This window comes from Caballeronia sp. J97 (assembly GCF_905220305.1).
In the GTDB taxonomy this organism is placed as follows: domain Bacteria; phylum Pseudomonadota; class Gammaproteobacteria; order Burkholderiales; family Burkholderiaceae; genus Caballeronia.
This window is the reverse complement of record NZ_CAJMZL010000027.1, coordinates 75,678-96,859: the sequence shown is the minus strand read 5'-3', so window position 1 is coordinate 96,859 and position 21,182 is coordinate 75,678. Positions and strand designations below refer to the sequence as shown.

General features: G+C 65.1%; 19 protein-coding genes. 2 read left to right on the top strand and 17 right to left on the bottom strand.

From position 1 onward, the window contains the following. Positions 1 to 18: 18 nt before the first annotated feature. The 15 genes from U4Y90_RS27525 to U4Y90_RS27455 form a co-directional block, all read right to left on the bottom strand. Positions 19 to 921, bottom strand: coding sequence for an SMP-30/gluconolactonase/LRE family protein (locus tag U4Y90_RS27525; RefSeq protein ID WP_321799361.1), 903 nt, complete (start codon positions 919 to 921; stop codon positions 19 to 21). A gap of 16 nt (positions 922 to 937) precedes the next feature. After that, positions 938 to 1,882 (bottom strand): 3-hydroxyacyl-CoA dehydrogenase, encoded by a 945-nt coding sequence (locus U4Y90_RS27520; protein ID WP_321799360.1) that lies wholly within the window; start codon positions 1,880 to 1,882, stop codon positions 938 to 940. 27 nt (positions 1,883 to 1,909) lie between these two features. Then, the gene (locus U4Y90_RS27515; RefSeq protein ID WP_321799358.1) at positions 1,910 to 4,009 is read right to left on the bottom strand and encodes an ABC transporter permease; all 2,100 of its coding nucleotides are present in this window, start codon (positions 4,007 to 4,009) and stop codon (positions 1,910 to 1,912) included. A 10-nt stretch (positions 4,010 to 4,019) separates the two neighbouring features. Continuing rightward, positions 4,020 to 5,531: a sugar ABC transporter ATP-binding protein gene (locus U4Y90_RS27510; RefSeq protein WP_321799357.1), complete on the bottom strand. Its 1,512-nt coding sequence runs from the start codon at positions 5,529 to 5,531 to the stop codon at positions 4,020 to 4,022. A gap of 21 nt (positions 5,532 to 5,552) precedes the next feature. Next, entirely contained in the window at positions 5,553 to 6,680 is a 1,128-nt protein-coding gene (locus U4Y90_RS27505) for a sugar ABC transporter substrate-binding protein (protein ID WP_321799355.1), read from the bottom strand. Positions 6,681 to 6,725: 45 nt separating this feature from the next. After that, positions 6,726 to 7,499, bottom strand: a complete 774-nt coding sequence (locus tag U4Y90_RS27500) for an N-acyl homoserine lactonase family protein (RefSeq protein ID WP_321799354.1) — start codon at positions 7,497 to 7,499, stop codon at positions 6,726 to 6,728. A gap of 14 nt (positions 7,500 to 7,513) precedes the next feature. Beyond that, complete coding sequence (locus tag U4Y90_RS27495) at positions 7,514 to 8,446, bottom strand: 3-keto-5-aminohexanoate cleavage protein (protein WP_321799353.1); 933 nt, start codon at positions 8,444 to 8,446, stop codon at positions 7,514 to 7,516. 15 nt (positions 8,447 to 8,461) lie between these two features. Further along, entirely contained in the window at positions 8,462 to 9,268 is an 807-nt protein-coding gene (locus U4Y90_RS27490; RefSeq protein WP_321799352.1) for an SDR family oxidoreductase, read from the bottom strand. Between the two features lie 26 nt (positions 9,269 to 9,294). After that, the gene (locus U4Y90_RS27485; RefSeq protein ID WP_321799379.1) at positions 9,295 to 9,948 is read right to left on the bottom strand and encodes a GntR family transcriptional regulator; all 654 of its coding nucleotides are present in this window, start codon (positions 9,946 to 9,948) and stop codon (positions 9,295 to 9,297) included. Positions 9,949 to 10,144: 196 nt separating this feature from the next. Then, positions 10,145 to 12,064 (bottom strand): response regulator, encoded by a 1,920-nt coding sequence (locus U4Y90_RS27480; protein WP_321799351.1) that lies wholly within the window; start codon positions 12,062 to 12,064, stop codon positions 10,145 to 10,147. Then, positions 12,061 to 13,788, bottom strand: coding sequence for an ATP-binding protein (locus U4Y90_RS27475; RefSeq protein WP_321799349.1), 1,728 nt, complete (start codon positions 13,786 to 13,788; stop codon positions 12,061 to 12,063). Before U4Y90_RS27475 ends, U4Y90_RS27480 begins: the two co-directional genes overlap by 4 nt. Then, positions 13,785 to 14,849 carry an ATP-binding SpoIIE family protein phosphatase gene (locus U4Y90_RS27470; protein WP_321799347.1) on the bottom strand — a complete coding sequence of 355 codons (1,065 nt, stop codon included), beginning with the start codon at positions 14,847 to 14,849 and terminating at the stop codon, positions 13,785 to 13,787. The genes U4Y90_RS27475 and U4Y90_RS27470 overlap by 4 nt, the downstream gene beginning before the upstream one ends. After that, positions 14,834 to 15,274, bottom strand: a complete 441-nt coding sequence (locus tag U4Y90_RS27465) for an anti-sigma regulatory factor (protein WP_321799345.1) — start codon at positions 15,272 to 15,274, stop codon at positions 14,834 to 14,836. Before U4Y90_RS27465 ends, U4Y90_RS27470 begins: the two co-directional genes overlap by 16 nt. Positions 15,275 to 15,295: 21 nt before the next feature. Then, positions 15,296 to 15,655, bottom strand: a complete 360-nt coding sequence (locus U4Y90_RS27460) for an STAS domain-containing protein (RefSeq protein WP_321799344.1) — start codon at positions 15,653 to 15,655, stop codon at positions 15,296 to 15,298. A 62-nt stretch (positions 15,656 to 15,717) separates the two neighbouring features. After that, positions 15,718 to 16,635, bottom strand: coding sequence for an STAS domain-containing protein (locus U4Y90_RS27455; protein WP_321799342.1), 918 nt, complete (start codon positions 16,633 to 16,635; stop codon positions 15,718 to 15,720). Between the two features lie 375 nt (positions 16,636 to 17,010). Here U4Y90_RS27455 and U4Y90_RS27450 point away from each other — a divergent pair, with 375 nt between their 5' ends. Next, positions 17,011 to 18,381 carry a nucleobase:cation symporter-2 family protein gene (locus U4Y90_RS27450; RefSeq protein ID WP_321799340.1) on the top strand — a complete coding sequence of 457 codons (1,371 nt, stop codon included), beginning with the start codon at positions 17,011 to 17,013 and terminating at the stop codon, positions 18,379 to 18,381. Positions 18,382 to 18,463: 82 nt separating this feature from the next. Further along, a complete protein-coding gene (locus U4Y90_RS27445) occupies positions 18,464 to 19,288 on the top strand; it encodes an alpha/beta hydrolase (RefSeq protein WP_321799338.1) in 825 nt (274 codons plus the stop codon). Here U4Y90_RS27445 and U4Y90_RS27440 read toward each other — a convergent pair. Beyond that, positions 19,285 to 20,097 carry an exodeoxyribonuclease III gene (locus tag U4Y90_RS27440; RefSeq protein WP_321799336.1) on the bottom strand — a complete coding sequence of 271 codons (813 nt, stop codon included), beginning with the start codon at positions 20,095 to 20,097 and terminating at the stop codon, positions 19,285 to 19,287. The genes U4Y90_RS27445 and U4Y90_RS27440 overlap by 4 nt on opposite strands. Positions 20,098 to 20,163: 66 nt before the next feature. After that, entirely contained in the window at positions 20,164 to 21,168 is a 1,005-nt protein-coding gene (locus tag U4Y90_RS27435; RefSeq protein ID WP_321799334.1) for an aldo/keto reductase, read from the bottom strand. Positions 21,169 to 21,182 lie beyond the last annotated feature (14 nt).

Below are 21,182 nucleotides of genomic sequence, written 5' to 3'. Positions count from 1 at the left end.
AATGATAACGCCCGTGCATCAACCGGCGAAGCGCGGTTCGGGAAGGCCACGCACGCCGAGTCCGGTCACCGCGAACAATCCGCCCTTGTCGCGCTCCTTCTGCGGAATGCCCCACATCGGACGGCCCATCGTCGACACGTACAGGATGTCGAGATTCGGGCCGCCGAACATCACGCTCGTCAGATTGCGCACCGGAAACGGCACGACGCGATCGAGCTTGCCATCGGGCGCGAAGCGCAGAATGCGCCCGCCGAACACGAGCGCCGACCAGACATAGCCTTCCTCGTCGACGGTTGCGCCGTCGAACGTGCCCGCCATGTCGTGCGCGGAAGCGAACAGCCGCTTGTTCGTCGCCGCGCCTGTTTCGATGTCGTAGTCGTATGCGTACATCTCCTTGCTGTAGGTGTCGGTGAAGTAAAACGTCTTGTTGTCCGGGCTCCAGCACGGGCCGTTCGAACAACTGATGCCGCTGTCGAGCCGCGTGACCTTGCCGTTCGTATCGAGACGATAAAGCCCGCCGCTGCGCGTCGAGCGCTGGCCGCGATCGGCGTCGTAACGATCGAAGTCGTAGGACATGGTGCCCGCGACGAAGCGGCCACGGCGATCCACCTTGCCGTCGTTGAAACGCGTCTCGGGATCGTCGCTTTCGGGATCGGCGATGAACTGCACCGTCTGCGCGTCGAAGTCGTAGAAATGCAGCCCGTTCGCGAGCGCGACCACCGCGCCGCCTTGTTCGCGCAATGCCATCGAGCCGATGTGACGCGGCACGAAATAGCGCTTCACGTCGCTGCCGTCCGCGCGGCAGCTATAGATTTCCGCCGCCGTGCTGTCGATCCAGTACAGCCGGTCCTCCTTCACGTCCCACAATGGTCCTTCGCCGAGATGATTGTTCGCATCGACCAGCAAGCGTACTTCGGCCATCGTCGTCTCCTTTTGGTCAGGCTTCGCCATTGTCGACATCGCGCCGGTGCGCGAGCAGCGCCATCAAACGGCGATCGCGCCAGCGGCTGCGTGCCTCGATCTGGTCGCGCGGCAGCGCGGCGCGGCGTTCGGCATCGAGCTTGCCGAGCGTTTCCGCCGACCAGTCGAACGGCTTGCGGCTCGCCGCAATGCTTCGATACGTGCCGGCGTAGCGCGCCGCGTAATCGGCCACGCCGCCGGGCGCATTCAGGTCGATCGTTTCGAACGGCCCCATGAAAGACCAGCGCATCGCGAGCCCGTCGCGCATCACCGTGTCGAGATCGGCGGCGCTCGCATAGCCTTGTTCGTAAAGACTCAGCGCTTCGTCGAGCAGCGCGCCTTGCAGCCGGTTGAGCAGAAAGCCCGATATCTCGCGATTGACCGTCACGGGCTTTTGTTCCGCCTTTTCATAGATGGCGCGGGCGCGTGCCATCGTGTCCGGTGAGGTCCACGGCGCGCCGCACAATTCGACGAGCGGCACGAGCGAGGGCGGATTCACCGGATGCGCGACCAGACAGCGCGCGCGGCCTTCGATGCCTTCCGTGAACGTCGATGCCGGCAAGCCCGAGGTCGAACTCGCGAGCAAGGCATCGGGCTTCGTGAGCCGATCCAGTTCGATGAACAGCGCGCGCTTCGCTTCCACCACTTCCGCGATGTTCTCCTGCACGAGATCCGCGTCGGCGACGGCATCGGCGAGGCTTTCGCACGCGCTGATGCGAGCCACGATCGTATCGACGGATTCGTCGATCAGATCGAATGACGCCAGATCCCGCACGCTTTCGCGCATCGCGGGAATCGCGCCGGACAGCATCTCCTTCGATGCATCGTGGATCTTCACGTCGAAGCCGCTCTTCGCGAACACGATCGCCCACGCGCGGCCGATGCGCCCCGAACCGATCACCGCAATGTTTTTTGCTTGCATCCGTGTCTGGTCCTCATTCGAGTTGAATTAGCCCTTCTTGTCTCGCAACGTGATGACCGCCGCCAGCACGACGAGCCCGTTGATGATGTCGCGCACCGCGGGCGGCACGGTGGTTCCGGCAAGCAAGGTCCCGAGCGCCGTGAGCAGCAGCGCGCCGCCGAACACACCGAGATAGTGCCCGCGCCCGCCGGTGATCAGTGCGCCGCCGACGACGACCACTGCGATCGACGGCAGCAGATACGGATCGCCCATGCCGAGAAACGCCTGCGAGCTGAATCCGGCCAGCAACAGGCCGACGACCGCCGAGCAAAGACCCGAGAGGCAGTACACGGCGATCAGCGTCGTGCCGACCCGCACGCCCGAGAGCTTCGCCGCGACCGGCGAATTGCCGACCGCGTACACGCGCCTGCCGAACGGCGTGCGATGCAGCAGCAACAATGCGAACACGAGAAACACCGGCACGCTCCACGCCGCGAGCGATAGCGGCCCGATGCGTCCGTTGGTGAATTCGCTGATCGTCGAGGGCGACCAGCCCTGAGGCGAGCCATTGCAATAGATCAGCGTCAGACCTTGCAGCAAGCCGTTCGCCGCCAGCGTGACGACGATCGGCGGCAAGCCGAGCATCACGACGCCCACGCCGTTGAACACGCCGACGAGCAAGCCGACCAGCAACACCAGCGGCACCGCCCACGCGGCCGCGCCGTTCATGCCGTGCGTGAGCCCGGTCAACAGCACGCCGGACAGCGTGATGAGCCAGGGCATCGACAGGTCGAGTCCGCCGGTCAGGATCACCGCGCCCTGACCCAGTCCGAGGATCGCGAGAAACAAGGTCAGCGTGAGCAGGCTGCTATAGAAGTTAGCGCTGACGAGCACGCCCGGGCCATAGACGACGCCCGTGATGACGACCACCGCGAAGAACAGGAGATAAGCCGGCACGACATACTTGACCCATTCGCGATTACGTTCGATCCAGTCGGCGATCGGGCGTCCCTTCAACTCCGTGTTCTCGACGGGCCGATAATCGTCGACTTCGAAGGTCACGCGCCGGGCCTGTCGGTCGTCGCGCGCGCGCGTGCCCGTTCGCACCGCTTTCAGCCACTGCGCCGCATGACGCGCGCATTCGTGCGCCGCCGATTGCTTGCCGATCGACGAACCGAGCACCGCGAGAATCAGAATCACCGCTTCGGCGATCGTCGTGAAGAACGCCGATACATTCAGCACGAGCAGGATGTTCACGGTGATCATGAGCGTCATCGCCGCGAACACGGTGCCAACGCAGCCGCCACGTCCGCCGCCGAGCAGCGTGCCGCCGAGCACCACCGCCGTGAACATCGAGAGCAGCAGCGGACGGCCGACGAGCGGATCGGCCGAGCCCGTCTGCGCGGAGACATACAGCCCCGCCGCCGCGTAGAACATCCCGGCGAGCGCATAAGTCGCGATGCGATAGCGCGTGACCGGCATGCCGTTCGCATACGCGCCGTCGGGATCGCTGCCGAGCGCGTAGAGCCCCACGCCGAAGCGAGTGCGCTTGATGAACGACCAGATCAGCAACGCGACGATCAGCAGCGCGGCCGACATCGGCATCTTGTCGGGGATGAGATCGGCCGTGAGCAACGCGCCGAACTGGTCGCCGACGCTTCCGCCCGGCTTGTTCTGGATCAGAAGCGTAAGGCCCTGCACCATGAACATCGTCGCGAGCGTAACGACGATCGATTGCAAGCGAAACCATGCGATCAGCGCGCCGTTCACGAGGCCGATGCCGCCGCCGATCGCGAGAATCAGCGCGGCGCCGGCCCATTGCTCGACGGGCGATCCCTGCACGAAGCGCACCGCGAGCACATTCGCGAGCGACACGACCGCCGACGCCGACAAATCGAAGCCACCGGACAACACGACGATGGTCTGCCCGATCGCCGCGAGCGCGAGGGTGGTCGCACTGGATATGACGGATCCGATGTCGTAGAGCCCGACGGGCGTCGCGGACAGCGCGACCCATCCGGCGAGCATCGCAAGCAACGCGCCGATCGCGATGATGAGCCCGCGATGATGATCGATGCGCGCGCCGAGTCCCACGCGCGCACCCGGCCGCACGACCTCGCTGTCGGGCGACGCAACGGCTATCTTCATGAGCAACCTCTCAACTGGAAAGCATCTTGCGCATCACGTTTTCTTCGGTCAGCGCATCGCCGGTCAGCTCGCCGGCATTGCGTCCGCGATACATCACCGAAACGCGGTCGCACACGTTGACGAGCTCGGGCACGTCGGTCGAATAGAACAGCACGGACCCGCCCGCCGCCGCGAACGCGCGCATCAGCACGAAGATCTGATGCTTGGTGCCGACGTCGATGCCGCGTGTCGGATCGAACATGAGCCACACGCGGCTTTGCGTGAGCAGCCACTTGGCCATCGCGATCTTCTGCTGATTGCCGCCCGAGAACGACAGGCACGGCTTGTAGAGCGCGCGCGGGTTCACTTCCATCTGCGCGAGCGAGCGCCGGATCGCCGCCTGCTCGCGCTTTCGATCGATGAGGCCGAAGCGCGAATAGCGGCCGATCACCGGCAGCGACACGTTCTCGCCGCCCGGCAAACGCAGGAACAGGCCTTCGGTCTTGCGATCCTCGGGCAGAAAGCTCGTCGATACGCCGGCCTTCAACGAGTCCGCCGTCGATGTCAACGTGACGGGCCTGCCATCGATGCGGATCTCGCCATCGTCGATATACGTCGCGCCAAAAAGCGCCTCGAACAGCTCGCGTTGCCCCATGCCCTGCAGCGCCGCGATGCCATGCACTTCGCCTGGCTTAACGGTCAGATCGAAGTCGCTCACGACGCCGTCGACGCGAACGTTGCGCGTCTCGATCGCCGGCGTCGCATCGCTTTGCACCGCCGCGACCTTCGGCGGATACTTCGCCTCCATCGAGCGGCCGATCACGAGCCGAATTACTTCGTCATCCGATATATCAGTCGCATCGAATGCGCCGACGTCGCGCCCGTTGCGATACACCGTCAGGCTGTCGCAGAACTCGCGCACCTCCTGCATGCGATGCGAGATGAACACGAAGGTCACGCCGTTCGCCTTCAGTTCGTCGATGCGCCTCGAAAGCCACGCGACATCGCGGCCCGACAAGGCCGACGTCGGTTCATCGAGCAGCAGCACGTCAGGCGCGCGCACGATCGCCTTCGCAATCTCGATCTTCTGTCGCACGGGCAGGGAGAGATCGCGGATATACGCGCCCGGGCGCACGTCGGTAAGCTCCAGCCTGTCGAGCCACTCCGCCGCCTGGCGCTGCGCGTCGCGCTTCCTGATGCGTCCGAGAAATCCCGTCGGCTCATACGACATCAACAGGTTCTGCGCGACCGTGAGATCGCGCACCAGCGTCATCTCCTGAAACGCCGTCTGGACGCCCGCCCGATGCGCGTCCTTCGGGCTTCTCATCGTCACGTCGCTGCCCATCACGCGGATGCTGCCCGCATCGGGCTGCATCAATCCCGACAGCAACTTGACGGTGGTGGACTTGCCCGCGCCGTTCTCGCCGAGCAGCGCATGCACCGCGCCGCGTTTCACCGAGAACGACGCGCCATCGAGCGCGACGGTCGCGCCGAAGCGCTTCGTCACCTTCGAAAGATCGATCGCCAGTGATGGGTCGTTCATCGTCATGCCTCGATCCTGATCTCAGTCCTGATTGCCCGTGAGCGCCGCGTTGAAGCCCACTTCCTTCGTGTCTTCCGAGTAGATGTCCGCGAACCAGCCCGGCGGCACCTTGTCGGGCGGGAACGCCGTGCAGCCCGCCTTCAGCTCGTCGATGCCGCCGGTCTTGCAAAGCTTCGATTCCGAGGTCAGCACGAGCGGCAGCTTGAGCGTCACGCGCGCCGGGAAGTCGCCGCCATCGAGCTTCTTCACGGCCATCTTGAGCGCCATCGCGCCGGAGTACGGCGGCGCGCCGTAGGAGATCGAGCGATAGCCGATCGAACGATACGCGCCCTGCCCCTTCACTTCGCCCGGCGGCAGCATCTGCACGCGATGCCCGTTCGACGATTCACCCGCGCACGGCTTGATCTTGTCGTCGGCGATGCCCGCTTCGAGCTGCATCGACGCTGCCGTGAAGCAGCCCACCTGCATCCACAGGCCGTCGATCTTGTCCCAGCTGTTCGTCGCGAGAATCTTCGAGAGCTCGGTCTTCGCGGTCGCCTGGCTCCACATGCCCGTGCCTTCCGCGACGATCTTGATGCCCGGATACTTCGCGAACACGGCCTTCGCCGCCTCGGTGCGCGCGCGGTCGACGGACGTGCCGGGCACGCCCGTGATCATCACGACATTGCCCTTGCCGTTGATGGTCTTCGCGAGCCATTCGGCGGTGACCGTGCCGGCCTGATGCTGATCGATGGTCACGTTGTGCGCGCACGGCTCGGTCACTTCGCCGTCGTATGCCGCGACGACCACGCCCTTCGAGCAGGCGTTCTTGATCGCGCGATTGAGCGCTGTCGGCGAGATCGGATAGATGACGATCGCTTTCGCGCCCGCCTGCACCATCGAGTTGATCTGCTGGATCTGCTTTTGCGCGTCGGTGCCCGCGACCTGCACTTCGAGATCGACCTTGTCTTTCAGGCCCGGCGTATTGGCCATCGCCTTGACCATGTTCGCGGCTTCGGTCTGCCAGTCGTTGCCGACATAGCTCATCGACAGGAAAATCTTGTACTTGCCGGCCGCGTGCGCCTGGCCCGAGACGGCGAGCGCCGCCGCGAACGCGAGGCCGAGCGCGGCCCGTCCTGCATGACGAATCGACTGCGTCAATGCTTTCATGTCTTCCTCCGGTCTTCGTATGGTTATGAAGCGAAGCGAGCGCCTCTAACTTCGGACGTGCGGCAAACGGGCGCTCGCGGGCAGAGCGATGCCCGCGCTGCCGGGCACGACGTTCGGATCGTGTCCGGGTATGACGAAATCCGCGATCTGGCGGATACGCGACAACGAGCCGATCTCCGCGAGCGTTTCATGCACGATGCCCACGGGCACGAGATCGACGATGTTCTCCATGCAGTTCGCGCAGTCGCCCGCGATCAGCACGACGCCTTCTTCGGTATCGACCGCAACGGACTGATGCCCCGGCGTATGACCCGGCGTCGGCACGACGCGCACGCCGGGCACGATATCGGTCACGCCGTTCACGAACTGCCAGCGAAAATACGCGAGCGGCTCGCGGCCGATCAGAAACTCCTGGTAGTACGTCGCCTGCGTGGGCAGCGGATGACCCGCGTATTCCCATTCGGCGGCCTGCACGATGAAGCGCGCGTTCTTGAACAGCGTGTTGCCACCGGAATGGTCGTAATGCAGATGCGTGTTGATCACGATATCGACCTCGTCCGCGCTCCAGCCGACATACTCCTTCAACGCGCGTTCGAGCTTCTCTTCGGGCGCCTGATCGCACGGACACACGAAATTCGATACCCATGCCGGATCGTGTATGCCCGTATCGACGACGATCTTCTTCTGCGCGCCGACGATCGCCGTCGACCATACCGGCACCTTCATCTGCTGGCCGAAGTAGCGGCCATACACCTGCGACGAGCGATCGACGGTGAGCCAACCCGTCGGCATCGCGACTACTTTCAGCCTGGCGCTCACGATGCCCTCCGTCGTCAGAAGTTGGTGTCGCTCGCGCCCTTGAGCGCGAGCATTTCGCGCGCTTCGGCAGGCGTTGCGATATCCAGCGACAGTCCTTCGATCACCTGCCGGATCTTGCGCACCTGCGCCGCGCTCGATTCGGCGAGCTTGCCCGGTTCGATCCACAGCGAGTCTTCGAGGCCGACACGCACGTTGGATCCCTGCGCGACGCCCATCGAGCCGAGCGGAATCTGATTGCGCCCCGCGCCGAGAATCGACCACACGTAGTCGCGGCCGAACAGACGGTCCGCCGTGCGCTTCATATGCGCGAGATCTTCGGGATGCGGCCCGATGCCGCCGAGCAGGCCGAACACGCTCTGCACGAAGAACGGCGGTTTCGCCAGCCCGCGATCGACGAAATGCGCGAGGTTATACAGATGCGAGATGTCGTAGCACTCGTACTCGAAGCGCGTGCCGTTCGCGCCGCACGAGGTCAGGATGTATTCGATATCCGCGAAGGTGTTCTTGAACACGAGATCGCGGCTGTTCTCCAGATGCTTGCGTTCCCACTCGTGCTTGAATTCCTTGAAGCGCTCGAGCATCGGATACAGGCCGAAGTTCATCGAGCCCATGTTCAGCGATGCGACTTCCGGCCTGAAGTGATGCGCGGGCTTCAATCGTTCGGCCACGGTCATGTGCGGACTGCCGCCCGTCGTGATGTTGATGACGGCATCGGTCTCGGCCTTGATGCGCGGCAGGAATTCCTGAAACACGGCGGGATCCTGCGTCGGGTGACCGTCGTCCGGATCGCGCGCATGCAGATGCAGGATCGCGGCGCCTTCTCGTGCGGCCGCGAGCGCCGCATCGCCGATCTGTTGCGGCGTCACGGGAAGATACGGCGACATCGAAGGCGTATGAATCGCACCCGTCGGCGCGCACGTGATGATGACCTTGCGTTTCGTTGCCATGTGATCCTCGTTGTTTTAAAGGACTTCCACGTTGCCGCAGACCGAGATCGCCTGTCCCGAGATGCCGCTGCCCGCGGGCGAGCACAGGAAAAGCGCAGTGGCCGCGATTTCCTCGGGCGTGGTCATGCGTCGCAGCGAAATCTTCGCGAGATACTGCTTCTCCATCTCTTCGTACGAGAGGTTCATCTGCTTCGCGCGCGCGGCGATCACGCGCTCGATGCGCGGCCCTTTCACGATGCCCGGCTGAATCGCATTGACGCGGATATTGGACGGGCCCAGTTCGATCGCGAGACTCTTGGTCATGCCGACGACGGCCCACTTCGTCGCGGCATAGGGCGTGCGAAACGCATAGCCGAGCCGCCCCGCCACCGACGACAGCGCGATGATCGTTCCGCCGCCATGCGCGTCACGCAAGAGCGGCACCGCGCGGCGCGCGAAGTAGAACTGCGCGTTCAGATTGACGTCGATGGTTTGCTCCCACTCGTTCACGTCGAGCTCGTCGATGCCGCCCGTCGGACCCGCGATGCCCGCGTTGTTCACGAGCACGTCAAGTCCGCCGAATTCGCGCTGCACATCGGCGAACACGCGCTCGACGGCGTCCTTGTCCGACACGTCCGCGAGCGTCGAGGTGATCGCATTGCACTCCGCGCACGCTTCGGCCTGCGCCAATGCATCTATGGCTTCGGGGCTCGCGTCGCAGACATGCACGCGCGCGCCCGCATCGGTGAACGCGCGCGCGATCACGAGACCGATGCCCGATGCGCCGCCCGTGATGAGCACGCGCAATCCCGCGTGCGGTTTCAGCATCTGAAGAACCGTCATGCTCGTCTCCGTTGTTGTCATGAAGCTCAGGCGCTTGCTTCGTTGCTCGGCTCGCCGCTTAGCAGACGCTCTTGCAGATCGGCGGCCGCATCGCCGATGTCTTCCTCGATGCCGGCGCGCGCACCTTCGCCGTCGCCACGCCACAGCGCTTCGACGATATGACGGTGCGCCGCCATCGAACGTCGCATATGCGGAATGTCCGGCGCGACGAGATTCAGAAACGGGCCGATGCGCATCCAGAGATTCTGGATCGTCGCGAGCGTGAGATCGCTCGCACCGTGCGTGTAGATGGCAATGTGGAATTCGAAGTTGCTGCGCAGATACGCGGGCACGTCGCCCGCTTCGACATGCGCGTCCATCGTGTCGAAGATCGATTGCAGCGCTTCGAGATGCGCGCGCGTCATGCGCGACGCCGCGCGCTTCGCGACCGCGCCTTCCAGCGCGATGCGCACGTCGCGCAGTTCCTCGAGCAAGTCGAGCGTCATCGGCGGGACCATCAGCGCGCGGCCGGGACCGTCGATCAACGCGCCCTCCGCCTGCAAGCGCGTGAGCGCCGCGCGCACCGGCATCGTCGAAGAGCCGACCGCCTCCGCGACGCTGCGCAGACTGAGCAATTGTCCGGGCGCGAAACGGCCCGTCATGATCGCTTGCCGCAACTGCGCGTAGACGCGCCCGGCCATCGTTTCGCGCGCAATTAATTCGAGCGCGGGTAAGTCCGTCGTCGAGCGTGTCGCCACTCTGTGCCTCCGTTCTTTCGTTCGGCTGCTGCGATGCTTTCGAATGATGTGACCTGTGATCACACTTGAATAGCTAAAGTGTCGGACGCGTGGGCGTGTGAGTCAACCTTGAATTGCTAGGTGAAAACGCGAAGGCCAGTTATTCGAAGCGACCCGACAGCGCCCGCTGAATCTCCTCGAACGCCACCGGCTTCACGAGATGATGATCGAAGCCCGCTTCCTTCGATCGCTGACGATCGTGCGCCTGCCCGTATCCCGTCACCGCGATCAGCAACGCATCGGCGGTGGCGGGACGCGCGCGCATCTCGCTTGCGAGGCGATAGCCGTCCATGCCCGGCAAGCCGATATCGAGCAGCACGATCTGCGGCATGAAGGTATCGGAGAGCGCGAGCGCTTCGTTGGCGTCGTGCGCCGTGCGCACATCGAAGCCGTCCGCTTCGAGCAGGAGCGCCATCGCGGTGGCGGCGTCCACGCTGTCATCGACGAGCAGCACGCGCCTGCCGGCGCTCACGTTCGCGGGCGCTAGCGGAACGCCTTGCGCGGCCACCCGCGCATCCTTCGCGAGAGGCAGCCAGACGACGAACTCGCTGCCCGCCTGCGGCCCCGCGGAAAACGCTTCGATGCGTCCGCCCTGCAGCTCGACGAGCGTCTTCGCGAGCGGCAGGCCGATGCCGAGCCCGCCCTCCGACCGTTCCAGCGAGGTCTCCGATTGAACGAAGAGATCGAAGATATGCGGCAACATGTCCGGCGCGATGCCGATGCCCATGTCGCGCACGGTGACGCGCACCTCGTCGCCGAACTGCTCCGTCTCGATGGAAATCTCGCCCTCTTCGAGACTGTACTTCGACGCGTTCGACAACAGATTGCCGAACACCTGCGCGAGCCGCACGCTGTCGCCGACGATATGAAGCGGCGCATCCGGCAGCTTCACCGTCAGCGTATGGCGCTTTCTTTCGAGCGCGGGCTGCACGGTTTCGATGGCTGCCGCGATCGCCGTCGCGAGTTCGACGGTTTCCTGGCGCAACGTGATCTTGCCCTGCGTGATGCGCGCGACGTCGAGCAGATCGTCGACGAGCCGGCTCAGATGCCGCACTTGTCTGTCGATGATCGCGCGCACCGTCGCGAAGTGCTGCACGGACGGCTCGCGATCGGGGTCGAGCAGGTCCACCGCGTTGCGGATCGGCGCGAGCGGATTGCGCAGTTCATGCGCGAGCATCGCGAGAAATTCGTCCTTGCGGCGGTCCGCTTCGCGCAACAGCAACTCGGCGGCCTTGCGCTCGGAGATGTCGTTGACGATGCCCGCGACGCGATAAGGCTTTGCCGGATGACCCGCCGCGCCGCGCACCGGAAACGCACGCTCGGCCACCCAGCGCGGGCCGCCGCTCGCGCGCACGATGCGATATTCGACCTGATACGGCGTGCCGTTGGCGAGCAGCTGCCGATACGCATCGGCGACATGATCGCGGTCGAGCGGCAGAATGTCGCCGGACCAGTGATCGGGTCCGGGAACGGGCGCGGGCGCGCCGCCGCCCGTGTCGAAGAGATGCGCGTAGGCGGGACTCACGTAAAGCAGTTCGCCGGATGCGGGATCGAGCATCCAGAACACGTCGTCGATATTCTCGGCGAGCTGGCGAAAGCGCTCCTCGCTCTCGCGCAGCGCATTCTCCGCGAGCCGCGCACGCAACAGGGCGCGCACGTGCGCGATCAGTTCCGCGGGCTCCACGGGCTCGGTCAGATAACTATCCGCGCCGCCTTCGAGACCGCGAATGCGATCGAGGCTATGCACGGCCGCCGCGGATGTCTGCAGCACGAGCGTGCCCGATGTCTCCGCGGACGCCTTGATCTGACGGCACACTTCGAGCCCGTTGATGTCGGGCAGCTTCACGTCGAGCAGCACGAGATCGGGCGCTTGCCCGCGCACGCGTTCCAGCGCGGCCGTGCCCGTCGCCGCTTCGATCACGTTGAAGCCCGCGCGCGACAGGATGCGCGTTTTCGCATAGCGCGCGCCGTCGTTGTCGTCGACGTTGAGGATCAGCACCTCGTTCCAGTCGCTTCTCATGATGGTCGCCCCTTGCCCGTCACCGCGTCGAGCGCGCCCGGCAGTTCGCCGCCGCCCACCGGCTTGCCGATGAACGCGTCCGCGCCCAGCGCCTGCGCTTCAGTGCGATCGTCGTGCTCGCCCAGCACGACGATCGGAATGCTGCGCGTCGCGGCCTGCGCGCGCAGGGCGGCGAGCCAGATCCACGCTTCCGACGGCGCGGGCCGCACCGCGAGCAGAAGCGCCGCGGGCTGCGTGTGCGCGAGCAGGCGCCCAGCTTCGTCGAGCGTCGCGGCGCTCATCGCGCGATACGGCGAATCGCGCAGCGCGGACTCGCAGTCGAGCCGCTCGATCGGATTGCTCGCGACGATCAGCACGGCGGGCCGCGTGTCGCTCGCGGCGTGATGCGCCGCGTCGAAATCGGCGCCGTAGTACGCGGGAATCGTCGCGCTGAAGGTCGAGCCGCGCGCGACTTCGCTCGCGAGCGACACGTCGCCGCCCAGCAGCTTGCACAGCTTGCGGCACAGCGGCAGACCGAGGCCCGTGCCCTTCACATATTGCTGAAGCCGGTTTTCGACCTGCCCGAATTCCTCGAACACGACCTGCTGATGCTCGGGCGCGATGCCGATGCCCGTATCGCTGACGGAAAACGTGATGAGCCGGCGCGCGTCGTCGTAGCTCGCCGCGACCCGCACTTCGCCGCGCTCGGTGAACTTGAGCGCGTTCGACACGAAGTTGCGCAGCACCTGCGCGACCTTCGCCTCATCGGTGCAAATGGGCGGCAGGCCTTCGCAGGATTCGAACACGAGTTCCACCGCGCCGCCCGGCGACAGCGGCCGCAACATGCCGCGCAGCGCCGAGAACAAGGTATCGACCTCGAATTCCGCGGGACGCACTTCGATCTTGCCGGCTTCGATCTTCGCGAGATCGAGCAGATCGTCGACCGTCTCCGACAAGTCTTCCGCCGCCTTGCGGATGAAGCGCACCTGCTTTTCCTGCTCTTCCGTCAGATCGCCGTCGATGCGCTCCAGCAAGAGCTTCGAGAGCGCACGGATCGACGAGAGCGGCGTGCGGAACTCGTGGCTCATGTTCGACAGAAAGCGCGACTTGGATTCGTCCGCGCGACGCAGATGATCCGCGCGCGCATCGAGTTCCGCATAGAGCGCGACGACGCCGCGATTGGTGTCCTCGAGTTCGCGCGTGAGACGCGTGAGCTCTTCCTGACGCTCGCGCAGATCGGCGAGCGCCGCGATCAATTCGCGATTCTGGCGTTGCAGTTCCACGACCGTGTCTTCGCTCGACTGACGCGCGAGCACGTTCCTCACTGTCTGCAGATCGCACGGCACGCCTTCGGGCAGCGTCTTCGCGAGGGAAATGGACGTGACGCCGTCCGCTTCCTCGGCGATCACGCATTGATCCATCAGACGCTGCGCCGCGAGCAAGCCGAGCGCGGTTTGCGAGTCGTCGTTGCGCATCGCGCGCAGACGCTCGCCCGCGCCGGCGCCCGTCAGGAAACGCACGACGAAGCGCGGCGGCCGCACGGCGCTATCGACGAGAAATTCCGCGCGCGCCGCCTTCCCCGCGATCAGCACCGTGCGCGCCGCTTCGAGCACGGACGTGGCGATGCGCGTCTGGTCCTGCGGCGAGAAGCCGAGCGCCGCGCTCGCGTCGCGCGCCTTCACGCGGGCCGCGACGATATCGCGCTCGTCGTCGATCCGCATCGCGAAGAGCGGGAGCGTCATCATGCGTCTCCGGCCGCGCGGGCGACGAACACGGTGATGTCGTCGCGGCCGCGGGAGAAGTCGCGATACAGCACCGCCGCGACGAGCGCCGGATGCCGCATCGCGAGACCCGGATAGCGCGCGAGATCCCAGCGCGACGTGAGCCCGTCGGAATGCAGCACGACGAGCGCGCCCGGCGCGTACGGCACGTCGAAGATCTGCGCGCGCCGCGTCGCATGCCCGACGATGCCGCTATGCGACACCAGATGCTTGTGCGTCGTTTCGGTCCACACGCTCGCGGAGATGTTGCCGATGCCCGCGAACGTGACCGGCATGCCGGCCGTCGACGCGAACGCCGGCATGCGCGCGATGCCGACCGCCGCGCCGCGCGTCGGGCGCAGCGCGTCGTTGGCGGCATCCATGATCCGATCGAGGGAGAACCCGCCGTGCGCGGCGAGCGTCTTCGCGGCCTCGATCGCCGCGACATTGGCGAGCGGGCCGTGACCGAGGCCATCGGCGACGAGCACGGTGAATTCGTCGTCATGCGCGTGAACGGACCACGCATCGCCGGAAACGGTTTCGGTTTGCAGCGGCAGGTTCACGACGCCGTACGTCAACTGGGGCGCGGGTGCGTTCGCCGCGCCCGGCGCGTTCCAGAACACGACGCGCAACACCGTGCCGTGTGCCGGCGCGCTCCAGATGTCGAGCTCGTCGGAGAGACGCTCGATCGCGCCCATGCCGTTGCCGGGACTGCCCGCCGTCGTGTAGCCGTCCTCGAAACAGCGATGCAGATCGTGAATGCCCGGCCCGTTATCGATGCACAACACTTCGATGCCGTAGCGCGGAGCCGCGCCGGCGCCGCCATCGACGAGCGGGCGCACGAGCAACTCGCCGCGCCCGGCGTGCTTCAGCAGATTCGTGCCGCATTCGGTGACGACGATCGCGAGCTCGCCCGCGGCCGTCTCATTAAAACCGAGCCCGCGCGCGAGTTCGCCGATCGAGCGCCGCGCATAGGCGATCTGGCTCGCCTCGGCGATCTCGTAGCGTTGCTGCGCGGCCATCGATTCCTTCAGAACGGTTTCCATTTGGTGATCGAAACGTGCGTGCCTTCACCGGGCGCCGAGCGGATGTCGAACTCGTCGCACAGGCGTTTCGCGCCGCCGAGACCGAGCCCGAGACCGCTGCCCGACGTGAAGCCATCGGAGAGCGCGCGCGGGATATCGGCAATGCCCGGACCATTGTCGACGAATTCGAGCCTGAGCCCGCGGCGGCCGTTGCGCTCGACGACGTAGCAATGCACGTCGCCGCCGCCACCGTAGATGAGCGTGTTGCGTGCCAGCTCGCTCGCCGCCGTCACGAACTTCGTCTGATCGATGAGCGACAGGCCCTGCGCGACCGCCTTCTCGCGCACGAACTGGCGCAGCCGCACGATCTGCTCGTCGGATCGGATCGGCAGCGTGTCGGGCGGCGATGCGGACGTCGGCGCGGCTGTGGAGTTGAAGATCGTCATGGGATCGTTCGCACGCGGCCGTCAGCCCGTGCCGCTCCGCGCGAGGAGCGCCATGCCTTTTTCGACGTTGAGCGCGGTGCGCACGCCCGAAAGCGTGAGGCCGAGCTCGACCAGCGTGATCGCGACCGAAGGCTGCATGCCGACGACGACCGTCTCGGCATCGAGCACGCGCGCCATCGCGGCCGTGTTGCCGATCATGCGTCCGATGAACGAATCGACCACGTCGAGCGAAGAAATGTCGATCAGCACGCCGCGCGCGCCGTCCTTCACGATGCGGCTCGTCAGATCGTCCTGCAGCGCGAGCGCGAGCCGGTCGTGCATGTCGACCTGAATGGTGACGAGCAGGAGCTTGCCCATCGTGAGAATCGGAATGCGTTCCATCGCTTGAAACCCCGTTCAGTCGCGTTGCGTTCGATGCGCGCCTCGCATGGCGAGATGGCGCGTCATTCCGCTTGCATCGAATCGAAGCCGTCGCTCGCACGGCTGCCGCGCGATGCGTCCGGCGCGAGCGCCGCCGTCACCGACTTGCCCGTGCGCTGCAGCGCGACGACGAAAGCGGACGCGAGCGTCGCCTTGGTCGTGACGTTCGAGAGGTTCACGCCGAGATGCACGATCGTCTGCGCGATCTGCGGACGAATGCCGCTGATGATGCAGTCCGCGCCCATCAGACGCGCCGCGGCGACGGTCTTCAGCAAGTGCTGCGCGACGAGCGTGTCGACGGTCGGCACGCCGGTGATGTCGATGATCGCAATGGCCGCGCCCGTCTCGACGATCTTCTGCAGCAGGTTTTCCATCACGACCTGCGTACGCGCGGAATCGAGCGTGCCGATGAGCGGCAGCGCGAGAATGCCGTCCCACAACTGGACGACCGGCGTCGAGAGTTCGAGCAGTTCCTGCTGCTGGCGCACGATGACCTGCTCGCGGCTCGCCTGGAAGACTTCCGTCGTGAAGAGGCCGAGCTCGTCGAAGAGCGTGCTGATCATCCAGGTGAGGTCGGCGAGCGTGCCGGCATCGTTGCGGAGCATCTCGCGCAAGCGCGTGAAGAGCGGCTGCTTGAGCGAGAACACGAACATCGCGGTCTCGGCGGGCGTGAAGCCCTGACGCGCGCGCTGCGACGACATTTCCGCAAGAAACGCGCGCACTTCCTGCCACTCGGGCGCCTTGAAATCGACGCGCTCCGATGTGCCGAGCGCCGTCACCAGAAGCGCGACGAACTGCGTGAACTGAGTGCGCAATTCCGCTTCGCCGACGAGCCCGCGCCGCGACGCGATGGCGTGCTGCTGCGGGAACCACTCCGCGAGCAATTGATCCTGGTTGGTGGTGAACAACTGCGAAAGCCGCATTCCGCCGACCATTTCCATGCCGAGATCCCTGTGCAATTGATGTTATTGGGCGCCGAGCCCGGATACTGGTTTGCTGCGTCGCCACAAGAAAAAAACGCAAACAAGGCGACGCAAGGCGCTCGGAATGTAGCACGTCATCTCGAAATTCGACAGTCCGGCAAGCCTTGTTGCGCAAGGGATTCGAGGTTTATTTCGGCTCGCGTCGGGCACGGGCACGAACATCGGCAATAGCTGCCGGTCGTGCTACGCGCGCTGGACAAAACCCGGTCAATTATCCTGATGACACACGCGCGCCGCCGATCCCATGTATAGCGGCTGGAATATTTTTTCGGCTATCGGGCGATGCAATACTCGGGCGACCGACTCAAACGTCATTCGAACGCCGGAGCGCACATGGCCCAAACGATTCATCCCGTCGACGAAGTGCTGCCCATCGGTCAGATGCTTGCAGTCGGCATTCAGCACGTGCTCGTCATGTATGCGGGCGCGATCGCGGTGCCGCTCATCATCGGCGCGGCGTTGAAGCTGCCGAAGGATCAGGTGGCGTTCCTGATCAGCTCGGACCTTTTCGCATGCGGGTTCGTCACGCTGGTGCAGTGCATCGGCGTATGGAAGTTCGGCATCCGGCTGCCGGTGATCATGGGCGTGAGCTTCGCGCCGGTCGGGCCGATGGTCGCGATGGCGTCGTCCGGCGCGGGCCTGCCGACGATCTTCGGCGCGACGATCGCGGCGGGCGTGTTCGCGGTGCTGATCGCGCCGTTCTTCGGGCGGCTGATGCGCTTCTTTCCGCCGATCGTCACGGGCACGATCATTTTGACGATCGGCATGACGCTGTTTCCGGTGGCGATCAACTGGGCGGGCGGCGGGCGCGGCGCACCGAATTTCGGCGAGCCGCGCAATCTGATGATCGCGGCCATCGTGCTGTTCGCGATTCTGCTCATCAACAAGTATCTGAAAGGCTTCATCGCGAACATTTCGGTGTTGCTCGGCATGGCGATCGGCTTCGTGATCGCCTTGCCGCTCGGCTTCGTCGATTTCGCGGGCGTGGGTCAGGCCGCGTGGTTCGCGCCGGTGCGGCCGTTCGCGTTCGGCATGCCGACCTTCGATATCGCGGCGATCGCATCGCTGTGTCTCGTGATGGTCGTCATCATGGTGGAATCGCTCGGCATGTTTCTCGCGCTCGGCGATCTCGCGATGCGGCCCGTTTCCCGCGTCGATGCGACGCGCGGCCTGCGCACCGACGGTCTCGGCACCGTGATCGGCGGGATCTTCAATACGTTTCCGCATTCGTCGTTCTCGCAGAACATCGGGCTCGTGGGGATTACGGGCGTGAAAAGCCGCTGGGTGGTCGCGGTGTCGGGCGTGATCCTGATCCTGCTCGGGCTGTTGCCGAAGCTTTCCAACTTGATTGCTTCGATACCGGTGGTCGTGCTCGGCGGCGCGGGCATCGCGATGTTCGGCATGGTCGCGGCAACCGGCGTGAAGATCCTGAGCAAGGTCGACTTCGACAGCAAGAACAACCTGCTGATCATCGCGATCAGTCTGGGGGTGGGCGTGATTCCGCTCGCCGCGCCGACCTTCTTCGCGCACATGCCGGCCTGGGCCGGGCCGCTCACGCACAGCGGGATCACGCTGGCCGCGGTGTTCGCGATTCTGCTCAATGCGCTGTTCAATCGCGGGCGGGATTCGGAAGAGATCGAGAAGGAAATCGCGGCGGAAATGCCCTTGAGCTTGCGTCATGGAGATGGAGACGCGAGGGAGTGAGGGCGTTTGCTGCGGTGGCGCACGAAACCGATACGCGCAAACCCACTAACATACGAGGAACCCGACGCCGCCCCCGACACCCATGCGCGAAGTCCTCTGGATCCTCCTCGCCGTCATCGCATCGATATACGCCGTCGCGCTGGCGGGCCTGTACTGGCTGCAAGGAAGACTCGTCTATCCACTGGAGCAGATCGAAGCCTTCAAGAGCGCCGAACTGGAAGAACGCACGGAAGCGGTCGGCATCAGAACCGAAGACGGCCTCGACCTGACCGTGCGCTACAAGGCACCGCCCGATGAATCCGCGCCGACCATCATCCTCTTTCACGGCAATGGCGAAGACCTCACGCAACGCGGCCATATCGCACTGGAGATGATCGAAGCGGGCTACGGCGTGCTGCTCGCCGAATACCGCGGCTACGGCGGCAATCCCGGCAGACCGCGCGAAGCCGGCCTCTATGCCGATGCGCGCGCCGCCTACGCCTATGCGTCCGCGCGCTCGTCGAATATCGTGCTGCACGGCTATTCGCTCGGCTCGGGCGTCGCCGTGCAATTGGCGAGCGAAGCGAGGATCAATGCGTTGATGCTCGAAGCACCGTTCACGAGCATCGTCGATGTCGCGGCGCAGCGCTTCCGGCTCTTTCCCGTGCGCCTGCTCGCGCGCGACCGCTACGAAAGCCTTGCAAAAATCGCATCGATCGATGCACCGCTGCTGATCTACGGCGGCACGAAAGACGGCGTGATCCCGCCCGCGCAGTTCCAGTGCCTTTTCGACGCCGCGCGCGGCGACAAGCATCTCGCGCTCATCGAAGACGCCGATCATCTCAATGCCTGGGCGATGGGCGGCCGCGACCACGTGATGCAGTTCCTCCGCTCGCTGCAACCGACACGCGACACACTGCAAGCCTAAGCCGTTTTCTTGCGGGCGCGCCCGGGCTTCAGGATCACCCACGTCGGCGCGTGATCGCTCGCATGCGGCTCGCCGCGCACCCATTTATCGACGCCCGCGCTCTCCAGATTCTTCGCGAGATCCTTGCTGAGCAGAATGTGATCGATGCGCAGGCCCGAATTCGTCTGCCAGTGATTGCGGAAGTAATCCCAGAACGTATAGATGCGCTCATCGGGAAACTGCTTGCGCAACGCGTCCGTCCAGCCCTGCGCGAGCAGATCCGCATAGGACGCGCGGCTCTCGGGCTGCAGCAGCGCGTCCTTGAGCCACGAGCGCGTGTTGTAGATATCCTCGTCGGTGGGCACAACGTTGTAGTCGCCCGCGAGCACGACGGGATGACCGCTCGCGAGCAACTTCTTCGCATGCGCATTGAAACGCGCGAACCACTCGAGCTTGTAATCGAACTTCGGGCCGGGCTGCGGATTGCCGTTCGGAAGATAGAGACAACCGATGAGCAAGCCGCCCACGGCCGCCTCGATATAACGGCTGTGCGTATCGTCCTCGTAACCGGGAAGGCCGCGCCGGCTCAGCACCGGCTCGGCATCCTTCGCGAGAATCGCCACGCCGTTCCACGATTGCTGCCCGTGCCACAGCGCGCCATAGCCCGCATTCGCGATCGCATCGGCGGGAAACTGCGCGTCCGTCGCTTTCAATTCCTGCAGGCAGACGATATCGGGCGATTCGCGTTCGAGCCATTTCAGCAACGCGTCGAGCCGCGGACGAATGCCGTTGATGTTGAAGGTCGCGATCTTCACTCGGCGTCTCTCCATCGGTGAATCGGAATCGATCGTACACGCGTCGCAGTTCGCGTGCCGCGTCGACGCGAATCGTGACGCTCAGTGCTTCTCGCTGTCGAGGTGCGCCATCTGCACGGCTTCGTAGCGGTCGCCCGCCGCCGCGCCCTTCGGCACCGCCGCCTCAATCGCCGCGAGTTCGTCCTTCGCGAGCGTCACGTCGAGTGCGCCGAGCGATTCCGTCAGCCGGTCGCGGCGGCGCGCGCCGACGACGGGAATGATGTCGTCGCCCTGTGCGAGCACCCACGCAATCGCAATCTGCGCGACGCTCACGCCCTTTTCATCGGCAATCTTGCGCAATGCATCGACGAGCGCGAGATTGCGTTCGACGTTGCCTTGCTGAAAGCGCGGACTGTTCGCGCGCCAGTCGCCCGATTGCGCGCCGTCCTTGCTCCAGTGTCCGCTGATGAGTCCACGCGACAGCACGCCATACGCGGTGACGGCAATGCCCAGTTCGCGGCACGCCGGCAGGATCGATTCCTCGATGCCGCGCGAGATCAGCGAGTATTCGATCTGCAGGTCGCACACCGGATGCACGGCGGCGGCCTTGCGGATCGTCTGCGCGCCCACTTCCGACAGTCCGACATGGCGCACATGGCCCGCCTCGATCATGTCGGCGATCGCGCCGACGGTGTCTTCGATGGGCACGCTGGCATCGAGGCGTGCGGGGCGATAGATGTCGACATGCTCGACGCCGAGCCGCTGCAGCGTATAAGCGAGCGAATTCTTCACCGCGACGGGACGGCCATCGAACGCGATGAAGTTGCCGGCCGGATCGCGCATGCCGCCGAACTTCACACTGAGGATCGCCGAATCGCGGCGCGAAGGCGGTGCGCTTCTCAACGCCTCGCCGATCAGCATCTCGTTGTGGCCCATGCCGTAGAAGTCGCCGGTGTCGAGCAGCGTCACGCCCGCTTCGAGCGCCGCGTGTATCGTCGCGATGCTTTCCGCGCGATCCGACGGCCCGTACATGCCCGACATGCCCATGCATCCGAGTCCGATGGCGGACGATTGAGGTCCGTGCTTTCCGAGTCTGCGTGATTCCATGTTCGTTCTCTCCA

What these genes read in the sequence shown, in the direction of transcription:
- U4Y90_RS27485 (WP_321799379.1), bottom strand. Translation starts at nt 9,948, where the DNA reads ATGGCCGGGCGCGTCTACGCGCAGTTGCGGCAAGCGATCATGACGGGC.
- U4Y90_RS27515 (WP_321799358.1), bottom strand. Translation starts at nt 4,009, where the DNA reads ATGAAGATAGCCGTTGCGTCGCCCGACAGCGAGGTCGTGCGGCCGGGT.
- U4Y90_RS27510 (WP_321799357.1), bottom strand. Translation starts at nt 5,531, where the DNA reads ATGAACGACCCATCACTGGCGATCGATCTTTCGAAGGTGACGAAGCGC.
- U4Y90_RS27505 (WP_321799355.1), bottom strand. Translation starts at nt 6,680, where the DNA reads ATGAAAGCATTGACGCAGTCGATTCGTCATGCAGGACGGGCCGCGCTC.
- U4Y90_RS27480 (WP_321799351.1), bottom strand. Translation starts at nt 12,064, where the DNA reads ATGAGAAGCGACTGGAACGAGGTGCTGATCCTCAACGTCGACGACAAC.
- U4Y90_RS27450 (WP_321799340.1), top strand. Translation starts at nt 17,011, where the DNA reads ATGGCCCAAACGATTCATCCCGTCGACGAAGTGCTGCCCATCGGTCAG.
- U4Y90_RS27470 (WP_321799347.1), bottom strand. Translation starts at nt 14,849, where the DNA reads ATGGAAACCGTTCTGAAGGAATCGATGGCCGCGCAGCAACGCTACGAG.
- U4Y90_RS27465 (WP_321799345.1), bottom strand. Translation starts at nt 15,274, where the DNA reads ATGACGATCTTCAACTCCACAGCCGCGCCGACGTCCGCATCGCCGCCC.
- U4Y90_RS27460 (WP_321799344.1), bottom strand. Translation starts at nt 15,655, where the DNA reads ATGGAACGCATTCCGATTCTCACGATGGGCAAGCTCCTGCTCGTCACC.
- U4Y90_RS27440 (WP_321799336.1), bottom strand. Translation starts at nt 20,097, where the DNA reads ATGGAGAGACGCCGAGTGAAGATCGCGACCTTCAACATCAACGGCATT.
- U4Y90_RS27475 (WP_321799349.1), bottom strand. Translation starts at nt 13,788, where the DNA reads ATGATGACGCTCCCGCTCTTCGCGATGCGGATCGACGACGAGCGCGAT.
- U4Y90_RS27445 (WP_321799338.1), top strand. Translation starts at nt 18,464, where the DNA reads ATGCGCGAAGTCCTCTGGATCCTCCTCGCCGTCATCGCATCGATATAC.
- U4Y90_RS27495 (WP_321799353.1), bottom strand. Translation starts at nt 8,446, where the DNA reads ATGGCAACGAAACGCAAGGTCATCATCACGTGCGCGCCGACGGGTGCG.
- U4Y90_RS27455 (WP_321799342.1), bottom strand. Translation starts at nt 16,635, where the DNA reads ATGGAAATGGTCGGCGGAATGCGGCTTTCGCAGTTGTTCACCACCAAC.
- U4Y90_RS27490 (WP_321799352.1), bottom strand. Translation starts at nt 9,268, where the DNA reads ATGACGGTTCTTCAGATGCTGAAACCGCACGCGGGATTGCGCGTGCTC.
- U4Y90_RS27525 (WP_321799361.1), bottom strand. Translation starts at nt 921, where the DNA reads ATGGCCGAAGTACGCTTGCTGGTCGATGCGAACAATCATCTCGGCGAA.
- U4Y90_RS27435 (WP_321799334.1), bottom strand. Translation starts at nt 21,168, where the DNA reads ATGGAATCACGCAGACTCGGAAAGCACGGACCTCAATCGTCCGCCATC.
- U4Y90_RS27520 (WP_321799360.1), bottom strand. Translation starts at nt 1,882, where the DNA reads ATGCAAGCAAAAAACATTGCGGTGATCGGTTCGGGGCGCATCGGCCGC.